The organism is Gracilibacillus dipsosauri, assembly GCF_003176895.1.
Taxonomy (GTDB): domain Bacteria; phylum Bacillota; class Bacilli; order Bacillales; family Amphibacillaceae; genus Gracilibacillus; species Gracilibacillus dipsosauri.
Genome location: NZ_QGTD01000021.1, coordinates 96,218 through 112,606, shown reverse-complemented (window position 1 = coordinate 112,606; position 16,389 = coordinate 96,218). Strand labels below are relative to the sequence as shown.

14 protein-coding genes are annotated in these 16,389 nt (G+C 35.8%); 4 read left to right on the top strand and 10 right to left on the bottom strand.

The window, feature by feature from the left end; translation table 11 throughout:
* Positions 1 to 11: 11 nt before the first annotated feature.
* The 5 genes from DLJ74_RS19650 to DLJ74_RS19630 all read right to left on the bottom strand — a co-directional run bounded on the left by DLJ74_RS19650 (position 12) and on the right by DLJ74_RS19630 (position 6,376).
* Positions 12 to 923 carry a carbohydrate ABC transporter permease gene (locus DLJ74_RS19650; RefSeq protein WP_109985761.1) on the bottom strand — a complete coding sequence of 304 codons (912 nt, stop codon included), beginning with the start codon at positions 921 to 923 and terminating at the stop codon, positions 12 to 14.
* Positions 924 to 935: 12 nt separating this feature from the next.
* Positions 936 to 1,892 (bottom strand): ABC transporter permease, encoded by a 957-nt coding sequence (locus DLJ74_RS19645; RefSeq protein WP_109985760.1) that lies wholly within the window; start codon positions 1,890 to 1,892, stop codon positions 936 to 938.
* Between the two features lie 129 nt (positions 1,893 to 2,021).
* The gene (locus DLJ74_RS19640; RefSeq protein ID WP_109985759.1) at positions 2,022 to 3,536 is read right to left on the bottom strand and encodes a response regulator transcription factor; all 1,515 of its coding nucleotides are present in this window, start codon (positions 3,534 to 3,536) and stop codon (positions 2,022 to 2,024) included.
* A 16-nt stretch (positions 3,537 to 3,552) separates the two neighbouring features.
* A complete protein-coding gene (locus tag DLJ74_RS19635; RefSeq protein WP_109985758.1) occupies positions 3,553 to 5,295 on the bottom strand; it encodes a cache domain-containing sensor histidine kinase in 1,743 nt (580 codons plus the stop codon).
* Between the two features lie 307 nt (positions 5,296 to 5,602).
* Complete coding sequence (locus tag DLJ74_RS19630) at positions 5,603 to 6,376, bottom strand: TerC family protein (RefSeq protein ID WP_109985757.1); 774 nt, start codon at positions 6,374 to 6,376, stop codon at positions 5,603 to 5,605.
* Between the two features lie 482 nt (positions 6,377 to 6,858).
* Here DLJ74_RS19630 and DLJ74_RS19625 point away from each other — a divergent pair, with 482 nt between their 5' ends.
* The 4 genes from DLJ74_RS19625 (at position 6,859) to DLJ74_RS19610 (ending at position 9,409) form a co-directional block, all read left to right on the top strand.
* Entirely contained in the window at positions 6,859 to 7,236 is a 378-nt protein-coding gene (locus tag DLJ74_RS19625) for a DUF6220 domain-containing protein (protein WP_109985756.1), read from the top strand.
* A gap of 141 nt (positions 7,237 to 7,377) precedes the next feature.
* Positions 7,378 to 7,566: a DUF5957 family protein gene (locus DLJ74_RS19620; RefSeq protein ID WP_054861169.1), complete on the top strand. Its 189-nt coding sequence runs from the start codon at positions 7,378 to 7,380 to the stop codon at positions 7,564 to 7,566.
* A 76-nt stretch (positions 7,567 to 7,642) separates the two neighbouring features.
* Positions 7,643 to 8,722, top strand: coding sequence for a sensor histidine kinase (locus tag DLJ74_RS19615; RefSeq protein WP_109985755.1), 1,080 nt, complete (start codon positions 7,643 to 7,645; stop codon positions 8,720 to 8,722).
* Complete coding sequence (locus DLJ74_RS19610; protein WP_109985754.1) at positions 8,723 to 9,409, top strand: response regulator transcription factor; 687 nt, start codon at positions 8,723 to 8,725, stop codon at positions 9,407 to 9,409. It begins immediately after the preceding gene.
* A 46-nt stretch (positions 9,410 to 9,455) separates the two neighbouring features.
* Here DLJ74_RS19610 and DLJ74_RS19605 read toward each other — a convergent pair whose 3' ends face one another.
* The 5 genes from DLJ74_RS19605 to celB form a co-directional block, all read right to left on the bottom strand.
* Positions 9,456 to 10,655, bottom strand: a complete 1,200-nt coding sequence (locus tag DLJ74_RS19605; protein WP_109985753.1) for an MFS transporter — start codon at positions 10,653 to 10,655, stop codon at positions 9,456 to 9,458.
* A 521-nt stretch (positions 10,656 to 11,176) separates the two neighbouring features.
* The gene (locus tag DLJ74_RS19600) at positions 11,177 to 13,093 is read right to left on the bottom strand and encodes a BglG family transcription antiterminator (protein WP_109985752.1); all 1,917 of its coding nucleotides are present in this window, start codon (positions 13,091 to 13,093) and stop codon (positions 11,177 to 11,179) included.
* An 82-nt stretch (positions 13,094 to 13,175) separates the two neighbouring features.
* Positions 13,176 to 14,564 carry a glycoside hydrolase family 1 protein gene (locus tag DLJ74_RS19595; RefSeq protein ID WP_109985751.1) on the bottom strand — a complete coding sequence of 463 codons (1,389 nt, stop codon included), beginning with the start codon at positions 14,562 to 14,564 and terminating at the stop codon, positions 13,176 to 13,178.
* A gap of 14 nt (positions 14,565 to 14,578) precedes the next feature.
* Positions 14,579 to 14,884 carry a PTS sugar transporter subunit IIA gene (locus DLJ74_RS19590; protein ID WP_054788183.1) on the bottom strand — a complete coding sequence of 102 codons (306 nt, stop codon included), beginning with the start codon at positions 14,882 to 14,884 and terminating at the stop codon, positions 14,579 to 14,581.
* Between the two features lie 207 nt (positions 14,885 to 15,091).
* Positions 15,092 to 16,372 carry a PTS cellobiose transporter subunit IIC gene (gene celB, locus DLJ74_RS19585; RefSeq protein ID WP_054788182.1) on the bottom strand — a complete coding sequence of 427 codons (1,281 nt, stop codon included), beginning with the start codon at positions 16,370 to 16,372 and terminating at the stop codon, positions 15,092 to 15,094.
* Positions 16,373 to 16,389: the final 17 nt, after the last annotated feature.

Here is a 16,389-nt window from a genome sequence, read left to right as displayed (position 1 = left end):
TACCAGTAGTTTTACTGCTTCACAGCACCTAATGTCATTCCTTGAATAAAATATCTTTGAACAAACGGATAAACTAAAATAATCGGAATAACAGTAACCATGGTAATCGCCATTTTAATCGATTGGGGAGATACCATATTGGCTTGCTCGCCTTCATTTGGACGCATCAGATTGGCATCCTGACTCCCGCCCATTGTCGTGTTCTCTAATATTTTCATCAGCTCATATTGCAGTGTGGTTAAATTTTCATTCATACTATTGTATAAATACGTATCAAACCACTGATTCCACTGGCCAACAGCGACGAATAATGCAATCGTAGCAAGTACTGGCTTACATAATGGAAGAATTATTCGATAGAAAATCGTGAAATCACTCGCCCCATCCATCTTGGCAGATTCTTGAAGGGAAAATGGTAAGCTATCCATAAAGGAACGAATGATGATGATATTAAAGGCGCTAACTAAACCAGGCAGAATGTACACCCAAAAGGAGTTGATTAATCCTAAATCACGAATCAGCATATAACCAGGAATTAACCCACCAGAGAAATACATCGTGAGAACAATTGCAGTAGATACAAACCGCCTTCCTTGAAAGTCCGTCCGACTTAAAGTAAACGCTACCATAGCTTGGATAAATACACCTAAAACCGTCCCAATAACTGTTCTTAACACAGAATTAAAAAAGCCTGTAACGAGATTATCGTATTTCATAATTTCCATATAATTATTAAAGGTAAACTCTCTAGGCCATAAATAAATGCCACCTCGGATGGTGTCTGTTGAATCATTTAAGGAAATCGCCAACACATTTAAAAATGGATACAAAGTGACAATAATTACAACGATTAAGAAGCTATAATTAATGATGTCAAACAGATAGTCCTTATACGATAATTGATTTAAAGATTTTTTCGCCACTTCACACTCCTCCTACATAACACTTTGATTCGAATATTTCTTAAAAATACCATTTGCTAGGAATAATAAGAAAATACTGACAACAGAATTGAAAATACCAATAGCTGTACCATACGAGAATTGCCCAAGTCCAATCCCATAGTTAAGCGCATACAATTCTAGGACTTCTGCATAATCCACCACAAGTGGGTTACCTAATAGCATCTGTTTTTCAAAACCGATTTGAATTAAATGGCCAATATTTAAGATTAGTACAACTAAAATAGTGGGGCGAATCCCTGGTAAGGTAATATGCCATATTTGCCTGAATCTTCCTGCTCCATCTACTTTCGCTGCTTCATATAATTGAGGATCTAACCCCGCTATTGCTGCTAAAAAGATGATCGCATTCCAACCCATTTCCTTCCAAATGTCCGAAACCGTTACAATACCCCAAAACCATTTTTCTTGGGCCATAAATTGAAATGGTTCATCAATAATACCTATTCCCATTAATAAATCATTGACAATCCCACCATCTGTCGAGAGCATTTTTGTCACAATCCCTGCAACAACCACCCAGGATACAAAGTGTGGCAAGTACGTAACCGTTTGAGTCACTCTTTTGAATATCGAGTGACGAACTTCGTTTAATAAAATGGCAAAAATAATGGGGATTGTAAAACCAAATAATAATCCAAGAAAACTCATAGCAAGCGTATTTCTTAATGCTAAGAAAAACCGCTCATCTTGGAATAGTGCAATAAAATGCTCAAATCCTACCCATTCTTGCTCCCATATTGCATTACCTGGACGAAAGTTCTGAAAGGCCATCGTCCAGCCCCAAACAGGTAAATAATTGAAAACAAAAACCCATGCAACAAATGGTAGTGACATTAAATATAATATTTTCTGATTTTTTGCTGTCTTCCAAAAGCTATGAACTTTTGTTTTGGAAGTGTTTGTTGATTTTTTTGATGCTAATTCCATCTAATCCCCCCTTCTTCTTAGGTTAATTCTAACTTAATCTATTAGTTAAAAATACCATACAAATTAACACAAAAATCATATAAAAATCAAAGAAAGCGCTTACTGATAATGGATCAAAAAAAGAGCTGTCTAACCCAGCTCCTTTTTAGAAAACTCCTTCTTCTGACTCTTTTTTCGAAACGTGGAAGGGGACATACCTACATATTTTTTAAACTTACTATGAAAATAATCAGGATTAGAATAACCTACTTTTTCGGCAACCTGATAAACTTTGAAGCCTTGTAGCAAAAACTTCTTACCATTTTCCATTCTAACTTTATCTAAATACGTATTAAAATATTCTCCCGTGTGGGCTTTAAATAATTTACCTAGATAGACTTTATGGTAATGGACAACTTCTGCAATATTATCCAATTTGATATTCTTATGATAATTTTGTTCGATTAAATGGATCATTTTGTTTACAACGATCTTTTCTTTATTGCAATCGATCAGTTCGACTATTTCTTTGATAAATTGATGAATAAATTCTACTAATTGTGTCACATGATAGAGGTATTCTATTTCTGTTAATTCATATAATTTATGAGAGAATGTTTCTCGTTTTTCAGGATATTCTGTGCTTAGTGTATTGACGATGGAGGATAAAAGCTGAATAAATCGCTTTTTTATTTTTGCTTCTGTGTATTCTTTTGCCTCTAGACTTGCTGTTATTTTCCAAATTAGTGGATGGATGTTACTCCAATCCCCTATCTCTACAGAATACACGAACTGTTCCTCTAATGCTGATAAGGATATCCGAGACTCCTCCACATATTCCCTAATATGGAGAGAATCCTTTGTTACTATTTGATCCTCGATATAGAAAAAGCTTTTTCTCATTAACTCTAAAGCCTCTCTGTAACAGGTTGCTAAATCTTCTACTTTGCCAACAGCCTGTGATCGTACGGAGAAATAGGAAATACCATATGCTCCCAAGAGGTTGTCTAATTCAGATGGGATCGTAACGGCTTCTCCCTTTTGTTCTATTACTATTCCCAAATAAGAGTCCTTCGTAAAAGGTACACTTTCTTGTAAGGATTCCTTAAGCATTTGTTTTAAGTCAAGATCATTCTTTTTATAACATTTAATTAGTATAATAGTAAACTTGTTCCAATAGATCATTTGTTGAAGCTGTACCGCAGCTTCTGTCGTAATCTCATCTGATAGAGCAGCTTGGATAAGTTTTTCTATCTTCCCTTTTTTGTTTGCATGATGGCTTGTCTTTTCTAGATCCAGATTTTTCTTTATCTCTACTAAATAACTTAATAATTCCTCTTCATCTACTGGTTTAAGCAAGTATCCTGAAACATGATATTGTATGGCTTTTTTAGCGTAATCAAATTCCGCATGACCACTTAATATGAGGAAACAAATTTTCTGATCCTTTTTTCTAATGGCTTCGATTAGTTTGATACCCGAAATCCCTGGCATTTTTATATCTACAATCATAAGGGAAGGTCTTCTTTTCTCAAAGAGTTCCATTGCTTCAGTAGCATCAGCAGCAATATTAGTAATTGTAAAACCATAACTCTCCCAATCAACAAGTGTAGCTAATCCTTGGCGTGTTCTTCGCTCATCATCAACGATCATTACTTCATACATCTTGTATCCCCTCCATTCATTTTATATGAAACGATATGTTAGTCCCTACATTTGGAATACTTTGAATCGATAATCCTGTTCGGGCACCATACGTGAGTTGAATTCTTTGATGAACGTTGCGTAGTCCGATTCTCACACCGGATTTTTCTTCCTTTTCCGAGAGGGATGCTATAATGGCATCTAATTTTTGTTTCGTTATGCCGATACCATTATCGCTTACTTCTACATATAATCCTCCTTCTACCAACTGTGTTTTCACATGTATAGTCCCACCCGAACGATTTCCTTCTAGTCCGTGAATAACACTGTTCTCTACTAATGGCTGGATGATAAGTGGAGGAATCAAAAAATCCCTTGTATCAGGATCTATATCTAAGTAATAGTTTAACCGTTCATCATAGCGAAATTTTTGAATTTCTAAATACCATTCAATTACTTCTATTTCGCTTTCTAACTTAATTTTTCCAGAACCTACTTCAATACTGTTTCGCATTAATTTTCCTAGTAATTTGATCACACGCGCTATTTCCTTTTCCCCTTTATAATGTGCCTCCATTCGAATGGATTCAAGGCAATTAAACAGGAAGTGTGGATTGATTTGACTTGCCATCATTTTAAATTTGATTTCATTTTGCCTTCTCTCTAATAACCTTTTTTGTTTATTGGATTCATATACTTCTGCTAAGAGATTCCTTGTATTACTCACCATGACGTCTAATTGTTTCGATAGCATCCCTATTTCATCATTACCATCGATTACGATAGATGTTTCAAAATTGCCCTTAGCTACTTGATTAATCTGCTTTGTTAGGATGATAAGTCTATTGGAAAGCAATTTAGAAAGATAATAAATAATTATTAGTGCAACACTTACACTTATCATCACAACAGTGGCACCCATTTTTCCAAAGTGCTGAGCGTTTTGTACGATCGTCTCATCTGAAATAATGGAGATAATTCGTAGCTTATTATCACTTTTTTCTAAGGAAATTTCGTCAACAAAAATTCTCTTCGATTCGTCAGAAGTTACATCTTGAAAAATCCCTAATTCCCCTTCCATTACTTCTGGCGCAGTAAGAATGGAGTTCAATTTTTTCCCACGAAATTCTTTTTGATTTGTAGCAATTACATCATTCTGTTCATCTACAAGAAGAATCGGCTCTGATTCCTGGGATAAAATTCGATTTAACGTTTTAGTATTCACATTTATGACCAAAAGGCCATTTGTGTCAAATTCCGATGAGGTTATCTTTCTAACTAAACTTAAATAGTAATAGTTGTTTTTCGTTTCATCTTTCAGATAAAGCCAATGTGGAGTAGGATCCTTATTCATGGCATGCTGATACCAATCCTTACCTTTCAATTCTTTCGAAACAGGGATTATTTCCCAATTGTTTAATAATGTTGGATTATCCATATAAAATCGAATATTCGAAATTTCCGAACTATACATATCTTGATAATATTTTAATGTGTCATATTGCCAGTAGGCATCTACTACATCATAAACAGACTGATATTCTTTATTGACTAGTTGGATGAATCGCTTATCGATGCTAATATTATCAGCCAAGTAGACAGGAACCTTTAAAACTTCTAATGTTCGCTCCTTAACACGTTCCATATTAATGGTGGCTTGCTTTTCTGCCTCTTCTAGGGCTACTTGTCTTAACTCATTCGTCAGATAACCACCGATAATGATAACAGGGATAAAAACAACCAAAACAAAGGAGATAAAAAGCTTATTTCGTAATTTCATATGGTTGACTTTCTCTTTAAGGTATTTTTTAATATAGCTCACCTCTTTGTTTAAGTATATGTGCTTCTTATATTACATAACGAGATGATTTCTTGAAGAAAAATCTGATCCAATTAGCTAATAAATTTAATTATTAGCTTCTCCTTTAAGTAAGTATATTAATGAAAACACTTACATTTTATCATATTATAACTTAATAATTTTAACTAGGCTATTTTTTCAGGATAAAAGTAGTTAGAGGTATGTTTTTGAGGATAAAAAAACAGTGAAGAAATAGATGTTTATTTCTCCACTGTTTTCCTTAATATTAGTTAACTTCCGTGCTTTCCGGATTCTTTGGAGCATTTTTACCAGATAGGAACCAACCCACAATAACGATTCCGAGTAATATACCCCAGAAGACAACGGTCCAACCCGTACTGTGTGGGAAGTGTGAATCCAACACACCAACAGAAGGGTGAGATAAGGTGATTACGGCAAGCTTCACCCCAACCCAAGCTACAACAGCATATGCGGTAGTTTCTAAGCCTGGACGGATCTCTAACAACTTCACAAACCATGTTGCCGCAAATTTAATAAGAACTAGACCAGCAATACCTGCGATGACAACTACGATAAATTGGCCACCATCCATTCCCCCGAAATCTCCTAATGGGGAATCAGGTAGTGCAATTGCTAAAGCAACAGCTGCGAGAATCGAGTCAATCGCAAATGCAAGATCTGCTAAACCAATTTTGGCAACAGTTGGCCAGAAGCCACTTCCCGCCTTTTCCTTCTCTTCTTCCGCATCTCCCTCTTTCTTTTTTTTCGGGATAATGTGTTTTAAACCTAAATAAATTAAGTAAATAGCCCCAATTGCTTGTACTTGCCATACATTCGCAATAAATGAAATAGCAAATAATGCACCAAACCTAAATACAAATGCACCAATAATACCGTAATTTATCGCACGTTTTTTCTGATCATCAGGTAAATGCTTTGCAATAACCGCTAAAACTAATGCATTATCAGCTGATAGCAACCCCTCTAATCCAATTAATACTAGTAATGTCCAACCATACTCCAACCAAATCGATTCCAACAGATTTCCTCCTTTAAAATAACAACCTCCAAAACGAATGGAATGGTAAGTATCATGATCGTCTTCATTTCAAGCTAATTCTCCATTGCATTTTGCAAAAGTCGACTAGCGATACCTCGCCTTTTTCTATAATCATCCAAACGAGAATAGAGATCTTTACCACTTATTATTGGCAAAGATCTCTAAAAAAATGAAAGACCTTTACCAATCATGGCAAAGGTCTTGCTAACAACGTGTAAGTCGCCAGTATTGCCGAGAACTAAAATGTTCTGTAATGACGACAATACTGTAAAAGCTACTCCCCTTCTTCGTAATAAAAATATACCAAAACAAACCTTTAAAAGTCAAGACAATTTACAGATTATTTAATCTAGGGTCTAATTTATGGTTTTTATTTAAGAAATATTTAATTCTTTGCTAATGAATTATTTAGAATTAGCTTTTATATTTGTTGTATCAACAGATAGAAAGGATGTTGAATAATGAACAAAAGTTTTAATAAAACACTATTTCTCGTATTAGCCATGTTATTTGCAGCTGCAATTACGGTGCAAATCTTTTTAGCTGGAGCGGCTATTTTTATCCATCCATCGCATTGGCAAAACCACACGATGTTTGTCCATCTATTTGGTTTTAATCTTCCGGTGATCATGCTTTTAGTAGCTTTTTTTGCTAAAACTCCACGATGGGCATATTGGTATATTTTTAGCATGTTACTTGGTGTATTCATGATGTATTTCACCGCAAATATCACTTCTAATTTACCTTGGCTCGGGGCTATTCATCCTGTTATTGCTGTATTTCTCGTGTTGGTTTCCTACAGATTAGTATTAAGAACATTGCATTTTATTAGAAGGTGAATAGGGAAATGTTAGAAATTTCTCTACAAATGCTTTCAGTTAAATATTTCATTATTAGTATTTTTATAATCTTTATTGCTTTATTTATTTTTACCATCATTTATTTAATCATTATTAGAAAATGAAGAAAGGAGCATTATTATGAGAGTTTTTATTGCCATATTAGTGGGATTAATTGGAGGATTCATATTAGGTATCGCACTATCTAGTATAATTGGAATTATTGGTATGACCATTTTCCACCAACCTATTGGAATTAAATTTCTTCCATACTATACTGCCCTCATTTGTGCAGTTATTGTTCCTATAATAGATCAAAAAAATAAGTGAAAGGTATAGCCTTTTTCTGAGTATTTATTATAATGAGGAAAAGATCCCATACTAAAAGTAAAAGGAGGTGGCCGTCATGTCTATCCAAAAACGGTTAATCCTCTCGAATATAGGCATGATCATCCTTCCTATATTGAGCCTATTTGTGATTGAAATCGTATTAGGGTTTATTTTCTTTGTATTTTTAAATAGAGAGACCGATAGCAGAACAATCGAGCTTTTTAGTGGGCTTCGATTTTTTACTCTTCTATTGGTCCTTATTGTCACTAACGGATTATTAACCTATTTTGTTTCGAGGAGCATTCTCAAACCTATACAAAAACTATCCCAGGCTACAGAAAGGATTAAACAAGGAGATTTAGATTACAGTGTCTATTCTAATAAGAAAGATGAACTTGCCAAATTATCCAACAACTTTGAAGAAATGCGTATTAGTCTAAAAGAAGCAAGAACTCTTCAAGATAAATATGAAGAGAACCGTCAAGAATTAATAGCAAGCATTTCCCATGACTTAAAAACACCGATTACCTCCATAAAGGGATATATACAAGGGATTCATGATGGTGTAGCCAACTCTCCTGAAAAACTATCGCGCTATTTATCCACTATTTACCAAAAGGCAGAACAAATGGATGGCTTGATAGATGAACTTTTTTTGTATTCTAAGCTAGATTTAGCTCAAGTACCATTCGACTTTGAACCACTTGATTTACATGCATTTCTTCGTGATTTTTTAGGGGAGCTCACCTTCTATCAAGACGATTTAGAAGTGGAATTGAATGCAAATCAGAATGAGCAGTATCTGATTTATGCGGATCGTGATAAAATATACCGCGCGATTACCAATATTATGCAGAATAGCTTGAAATATATGAATAAGAAAGATCAAAAAATAGATGTTAGCTTACAATCTGTCAAAGACCATGTAGAAATGGTGATAAGAGATAACGGTCTAGGCATTGCCCCTGATGAGTTGCCCTTTATATTTAACAGCTTTTATCGAGCTGATAGCTCTCGAAATTCATCAACAGGCGGGAGTGGTTTAGGTTTATCCATTGTCAAGAAAATAGTCGATGCACATGGTGGTACGATCTGGGCAGAAAGCAAAGAAAAGAATGGAACATCCATCTATATCCGATTTAAAAAGGTGAGATAAATGCGCAAAATTTTAATCATTGAAGACGAAGAAAGCATAGCAAATTTAGAAAAAGACTATCTCGAACTAAGTGGGTTTGAAGTAGATATTGTTTCGACAGGTGATGAAGGGCTCGTCTCCGCCAAACGAGTGAAATATGAGTTGATTCTCCTTGATATTATGCTACCAGGAATCGATGGCTTTGAATTATGTCAAAAATTCCGTCAATTTGTAGATATTCCTATTTTGATGGTGACGGCAAGAAAAGAAGATATTGATAAGATAAAAGGCTTTAACAGAGGAGCAGATGATTATATTGTTAAGCCTTTTAATCCTAATGAACTTGTTGCTAGAGTAAAAGCGCATATTTCGAGATATGATCGTTTAACAAATCAGCAGCAAAAGGATTCCAGCATCTCAATAAATGGCTTAGTAATTGATCATCGTGACCGAAGAATCTATGTAAATGAGGAAGAAAGAATTCTTACCGCTAAAGAGTTTGATTTGTTATACTTTCTCACAAATAATCCAAATCAGGTTTTTAGTAAAGAGCAGTTGTTGGAGAGAATTTGGGGTTACGATGCACTTGGAGATAGTACTACTGTCACAGTTCATATTAGAAAGCTTCGAGAAAAGATCGAGAAGGATCCTGCAAAGCCCCGCTACATTGAAACCATTTGGGGTGTTGGCTACAGATTTAAGCATTAGTAACAAACCATTTAAACAGTGGAAAGGGGTATTCCCTCCCACTGTTTTACACTTTAGAATGAGCTGGATATCGGTGTGAGGAGGAGTTTGTATTTCGATACACCGTTATCCATAATGCAATACCACTTATCAATAATAAGGCACTTGTAAAATAAAAAACGGCGGAAATAGAATATAAGCCAGAAATCCAGCCACCGATTAATGGTCCAATAATATTGCCTAAGAATCGGACACTTGTATTATAACCGAGTACTTCTCCTTGAATGGCTAATGGTGTAACCTGACGAATATAAGCAGTTCGTAACGGTATAATTCCCCCTATAGCGATACCTAATAAAAATCTCAATCCAACTAATTGCCAAATATTCGATGCATAAGCCTCTGGAAGATAGAACAATGCTGATAAGAACAATAGTAAAATTAGAATCTTTTCATAACCCACTTTGTCGGCGAGCTTTCCCCAATTACGTGCCATTAACAAATTTCCTAGGCCAGTTGCCGAAAACGCTAATCCCGAGAAAAAGGCGATACTCTCTGATCCATGTAATTCATGCACAAATAATGACAGGATTGGCTGAATGCTAAAGTTCGCAATTTGCACAAACATCGATATAACCATTACCATGACAAGTACTGGATTGAAAAAGATATGTTGTAATACTTCTCTCGTTGAATAGCTTTTTCGCTGTTCGGATGTTTTTTGCTCTACCTTTACTTCTTTTATACCAAACAAGACAAAGAAAGCGGCCATAAATAAAGTGATTGATGTGATCTGAAAGGTGGTTGCATAGCCTAATGAATCAGCTAAAATCCCTCCAAATAGTGGACCGAGTAAGCTTCCTGTTACATTACCTGTTTGTAATGTTCCGAGCACTTTTCCTGCGATTCGTTTTGGAGTTTGTGTCGATATGAGCGCTTGTGACATGGAGATAAATCCAGAGAAAAAGCCCATTAACATACGTAATAGAAAGAGCTGAAACACAGTAGTAACAAACCCCATAAAAAACACACAAACCCCTAAACCAAAGCCAGCAATTACTAAAAACTTCTTCCGTCCATGCTTATCACCAAATCTCCCCCAAATCGGTGCAACTAAAAAGGCGATGAAGAAGGTAATAGCAAAAACCCATCCAGACCATTGCTGCACGAGTTTATCAGGATAATCCCCTAGTGTTTCTATATATAATGAAAGAAAAGGAATAACCATTGTCATACTACCGCCAATAAAGAAATTGGCGAACCACATGATCCCAAGATTACGTTTTGTTCGTTTTTCTTGATCTAAAATGTCTAATCCCTTCTTTAATATTTATTTCGATTCCCTAAATATTATTGTACTCCTATTCCATTGTTTTTGGAAATAAAGCGGCTTATCGTTCTTGCAAATGGCTATCTGAGTATTACATACATTTTAAAAAAGGGGACCCATCTTAGATCCCTCCTTCGTTTATTTAAAAAATTTCCTTATCAATTTGGAAATGATTCTCCGTTTCATACTGTTGCTTGTTCGATGATGTACTCTTCCCTTTCGGACAGCTTGTACATTATTATATATTCGTAACGCCTTAAAAAGTTTTGATTTTAAGCCCATCCTCAGCACCCCTTATTCAGACATTTTAGAACCATTTCCTCACATTATAACGCATTCTATAAGGGACGAAAAATTTACAAATTAAAAAAACGCACATCCGCTATTCTTTTAGCGAATGTGATAGCTTCTAATTCAAACAAAAAAGACATTCCCTTTTTCCGTTACTGGAATGCCATTTAATCAATATCATGAAATACTTTAACTACATCCTCGAACTCTGATGCCTTAATTAACTGCTGCACAAGCCTTCTGCTTTCAATTACTTTTCCTAAAACCTTATACATTGCTTGTAAATCCTCTTGGCTGTTTTTCTTTACACAGAGGAAACAGATAAATTGAACTGGCTTTTCGGCCCACATAATAGGTTTATCCAATGTACAAATTGATAAAAAGGTTTCATTTGTCTTCGGTGTAATCGGATGGGGGATTGCCACAAGGTTACCGAACGCTGTTGGTGCTACGTCCTCTCTTTCATAAATGGCTTCTAGGAAATCATCATCGATTAAACCAATATCGCCCAATTTCTCTGCAACATACTCTAATACCTGTTCCTTTGTATGAAGCTGTTTTCTTAGAAAAGTGAAATCCTTTCCGAGAAAGCGTGTCATTTCATGCTTTTCTTCTAGGACGAGTGTTTCTACTTTACCTAAATCCTGGTTTGAAAGGATTGCATTCACCTCAATCACGGGTATTGGCAGCTTTTTAGGTATTGGGATAGAACTTACAATAAAATCTATTTCTTGCAGGTTATATTGGTGAAGCTGATAGTATTCCGTTGAACCTACAATATCCAGGTACTGACCAAAGTGGGACTTTAACTTATAATAAATCAACTGGGATGTTCCTAATCCGGAAGCACAAACAATAATACAACGCTTCGGTCCAGACACTAGCTTTCTTCGTTCAATTGCAGCCCCAATGTGAAGAGCTAAGTATCCTACCTCATTTTCGTCGATTTTCGTCGAGCTTTCTTCCTCTATTGCCATACTTGCAATAATTCCTGCTTCAAAAGCAAGCGGATAATTATTTTTAATATCCTCAAGCATTGGGTTTCGGATGTTCATTCCAAACTTAAATCGGTTAATCGCAGGCTTAAGATGGAGGCGTAATGCCATAATCAATTCCTTGTCCTCACTAATACCCAATTGAAGCTTTTCTTCCACTCTATCCAATGCTTTTTTCACTAAATCTATAATCGATTGATCCATTACTTGTTCTACCACATCACTTGATTGTGTTAGTAACTTCGTTCCAAGTAAATGAATCGCTATATAGGCAACTTCCACTTCTGGAAAAGTAACATCAAATGTCTCTTCCACTTTTTGGACAATTTCTTTTGCCACATTATATTCTGCTTGTTCGATAATCTCTTGCATATCCTGTTTGTACAAGGTTACATGATTACCTGTCTTAATTCGTTTATAAGCAATTAAAATATGGATTACTAAATTATTCATTGCAATATCGGATAACGTAATGTGATGGGATTTAATTTCCTTTAAAATAATCTCTGCGACCTTGTCCGAATCCTTTTGTGAGACACTATCTAAATAAACCTCAGTAACTGGTTCATTACGATCGAAAATATATTCAGACATGCAAAAACGAAGCTTCAATTCATCTCCTGTTACCTTCAAGCCATAATTTGGACGTGATTCTAATGTAATATCATATTTTAATAAAATTTTCCTTACTTCTTTAATATCATTTTGAATGGTTGACTTACTTATATAAATTTCATCAGCTATGTCCTCTAATTTAAGGTAATCCTCACTTAATAACAATCTTCTTATAATATAAGCTATTCGTTCTTCTGGTGACCTCGGCAGCTTCTCAGAATTAGACTCCTCTGCAAACATTGTTTTCAAAAATTCCCGATATTGGTTATCATCCTGAATCATTAATTGATAGCCCTTACCCATTATCGTTTCAATTGTTGCACCATTTTCATTTAATAGCTCACTTAGTTTCTTAATATCTTCTCTCGTTGTCCTTGATGTCACTTGATTCATGTTAGCTAAATAGGTGCCGGATATCGGTCCTTCTCCCGCCATTAATTCACGTAAGATCGTTTTTAATCGTGAGTTCAACAATATGTCTCCCTCCCTTCATCATCATCAATAAGTGTACGCAAAGGAACTGGTAAAAACCAGCCCCTTCACATAGCATAACTTATTAAAAACCATTTTGATTGGATACTTGCTTAAACCAATGAGCACTTTTCTTCAATGTACGCTCTTTCGTTTTTACATCTACGGATACGAAACCATAGCGGTTTTTATAGGCATTGGACCATGACCAGTTATCCATGAATGTCCACATATGATAGCCTTTCGCATTACAGCCTTCTTCTATTGCCTTATGCAACCATTTCAAATGTTCGCTAATAAACTCAATTCGGTAATCATCTTGAATCTCTCCATCTTTTAGGAAACGATGCTCATCTTGCACACCCATTCCATTTTCCGAAACAAAGGATTCTATATTACCATAGTTTTCTTTTAAATTCATCATAATATCATAAATACCTTTTTCGTAAATCTCCCAGCCACGGTATACATTCATCTTACGTCCCGGCATTTCGTAATGATCGAAGAACCATTCTGGCATGAAAGGACTATATGGATTTGGCAAATGTTCTTTCGCTTTTACACGTCGTGGTTGGTAATAGTTTACACCTAATAAATCAACTGTATTCTGCTTTAGTAGCTCTTTGTCACCTTTTTCGGTAACAGGTAATTGCCCATGCTCTTCCAAAATATTAATTAGCTCTTGTGGGTACTCACCTAAAACAGCAGGATCAAGAAAACTACGATTAAAGAATAGATCCGCAATACGAGAAGCTCTTAGATCTGCAGGGTTATTGCTTCTAGGATAAGATGGCGTTAAGTTTAAGACAATACCTATTTTTCCTTCTTTTATCTCAAATTCTCGGAATGCCTCCACTGCCTTTGCACTTGCAATGGCAGTATGATAGGCAACCTGTGTTGCTCTTTTAGCATCAACTACATTCGGATAATGGAAATCGTATAAATATCCACCTTCTACTGGCACAATCGGCTCATTAAAGGTAAACCATTTTTTTACGCGATCTCCAAATAAACGAAATGCTTCCTTCGCATAGTCAACAAAAGCATCAACTACCGCTCTACTTTCCCAGCCACCTTCTTCTTGTAGCTCTAGTGGCATATCAAAGTGAAATAAGTTGACAAATGGTTCAATATCCTTGGCAAGTAATTCATCGATCACCTTATTGTAAAAAGCGACTGCTTCAGGGTTTACTTCTCCTCGACCGCCAGGAATAAGACGAGACCATGAAATGGACATTCTGTACGTATTATGACCAATCTCTTTCATTAACTGAATATCCTCTTGATAACGATGGTAAAAGTCGGATGTTTCTTTTGGTCCAACATCTTCAAAAAAACGATTTGGTTCTACTTCATACCAGTAGTCCCATATATTTTTTCCTTTAGCTCCTTCTTCAGCTGCTCCTTCAATTTGTGTAGCAGAAGTTGCACTTCCCCACCAAAAGCCTTCTGGAAATTTGTAATTGATTGTCATCCTTTTACCCCCTCTTATTTGTTACGGTATATCTCAATGATTTCTACAGCAAGATCTCTAACGGTCATTGCTGTCATAAGATGATCTTGTGAATGAACAAGTATAACATTCACACTAGATCCTTCTCCATTAGCCTCTTCTTGCAATAGCTTTGTTTGAAAGCCATGGGCTTTTCCTAACTCTTCTGTTGCTTCTTTAATTAGACGATCTGCTTCATCAAAATTATTTTCTTTTGCATACTGGATTGCTTCCATTGCACTTGATCTACCATTTCCTGCATACAAAATAATTTGAAATGCGATTTCCGTAACTGAGTCCATGCTCTTCACCTCTACTAACAATTTGATAAGAATAAAATGTTTCCCCAGGGAAAGGCCTGGGGGTTTTCATTTATACTGCGCTGACTGTCCGTTTGACGTCCACTTCCAATTTCCAATAAATCTAGCTATTTGGCGACAAACGAATGGTAAATCTCTTTCCAAAGTATACTTATCACAGAAGGTTACCCCCCTTGATAGAGTCACACTCTATTCACCTTTTGCTTCATTTTCGTAATAATTTTTGTCTAATACTTTCAAGAATGGCCACCAAATAATACCAACTACAATAATGTTGAACATTTGAAGCACTGCTCCTTGCCATGCATTACCGGTAGCTAAGAATCCACTCAAGATTGGTGGTGTTGTCCACGGTACGATAATACCAGCTGGTGGTGGAACTAGCCCAATGGACATTGCATAATAGGTAATGATCGTTACGACTACTGGCGCTATTAACCACGGTATTATGATAATTGGATTCATAATAATCGGTAATCCAAAGATAATAGGCTCATTCACGTTAAAGATACCTGCTGGTCCACCTAATTTACCTAATTCTTTTAGCTGTCTACTTTTCCCAATCATAAAGATTAAGATAACAACAGCTAAGGTCATACCTGATCCACCCATTCCAACAAGGAAGGTATCAATAAATTGCTTTGTTACAATATTCGGAAGCTCTGTTCCAGCTTGAAATGCTTGTAAGTTTTCATCATTTAACGCATACCAAATTGGATCAAATACGGAATTAATAATAATTTGTCCATGTAATCCAAAGAACCAGAAGATTTGGATGAGTAGAACTGCAATAAGTGTTGCAGGAAGTCCACTTCCTAACACCGTTAGTGGCTGTTGGATTACGGTATAAATAAAGTTTTGTACGGTATCAAATGGTGTATAGCTGAAAATAATACGAATCACTAAAAATACGGATAACGTTAATGTAATCGGAATTAGTGCACTAAATGATCTGGATACTGCTCCTGGTACACCTGCTGGCATTTTGATTGTTAAATTCTTTTGTACGAAAAAACGATATAATTCTGCTGAAATAAAGGCAGTAAAGATTCCTAAGAACATCCCTTCAGCGCCAATACTTGATGTTGGGATAACACCGGAAACACCTTCTAATACTTGAGGGGTTAAGATAAGAAATGCAGCAAGCGCAACTACCCCTCCATAGATGGCATCGACTCCATAATGCTCGGTTAGTTTATACCCTATACCTATGATAACGAATATACCCATGATGCTAAGGGTTGCAGCAGATGCTGGTCCAAGAGCATTCTGGTAAGCTGCATAGGCATCCTCACTTAAAAACTTATCTAAAAACGGGAAATTAGCGATAACAACAAAAATGGAACCAAATATGATCAATGGCAATGCAACCATAAAGCCATCACGCAATGCAGATAAATAACGGTTATTATTTAATTTATCCGCAATAGGTAATAGCACTCTCTCTAAAAAATCCATAAATTTATTCACTTGTTTTGCCCCCTTAT

Excerpts from the sequence above, each read along its gene's own strand:
- DLJ74_RS19645 (WP_109985760.1), bottom strand. The coding sequence starts at position 1,892 with ATGGAATTAGCATCAAAAAAATCAACAAACACTTCCAAAACAAAAGTT.
- DLJ74_RS19640 (WP_109985759.1), bottom strand. The coding sequence starts at position 3,536 with ATGTATGAAGTAATGATCGTTGATGATGAGCGAAGAACACGCCAAGGA.
- DLJ74_RS19635 (WP_109985758.1), bottom strand. The coding sequence starts at position 5,295 with ATGAAATTACGAAATAAGCTTTTTATCTCCTTTGTTTTGGTTGTTTTT.
- DLJ74_RS19625 (WP_109985756.1), top strand. The coding sequence starts at position 6,859 with ATGAACAAAAGTTTTAATAAAACACTATTTCTCGTATTAGCCATGTTA.
- DLJ74_RS19620 (WP_054861169.1), top strand. The coding sequence starts at position 7,378 with ATGAGAGTTTTTATTGCCATATTAGTGGGATTAATTGGAGGATTCATA.
- DLJ74_RS19615 (WP_109985755.1), top strand. The coding sequence starts at position 7,643 with ATGTCTATCCAAAAACGGTTAATCCTCTCGAATATAGGCATGATCATC.
- DLJ74_RS19610 (WP_109985754.1), top strand. The coding sequence starts at position 8,723 with ATGCGCAAAATTTTAATCATTGAAGACGAAGAAAGCATAGCAAATTTA.
- DLJ74_RS19605 (WP_109985753.1), bottom strand. The coding sequence starts at position 10,655 with ATGTGGTTCGCCAATTTCTTTATTGGCGGTAGTATGACAATGGTTATT.
- DLJ74_RS19595 (WP_109985751.1), bottom strand. The coding sequence starts at position 14,564 with ATGACAATCAATTACAAATTTCCAGAAGGCTTTTGGTGGGGAAGTGCA.
- DLJ74_RS19590 (WP_054788183.1), bottom strand. The coding sequence starts at position 14,884 with ATGGACTCAGTTACGGAAATCGCATTTCAAATTATTTTGTATGCAGGA.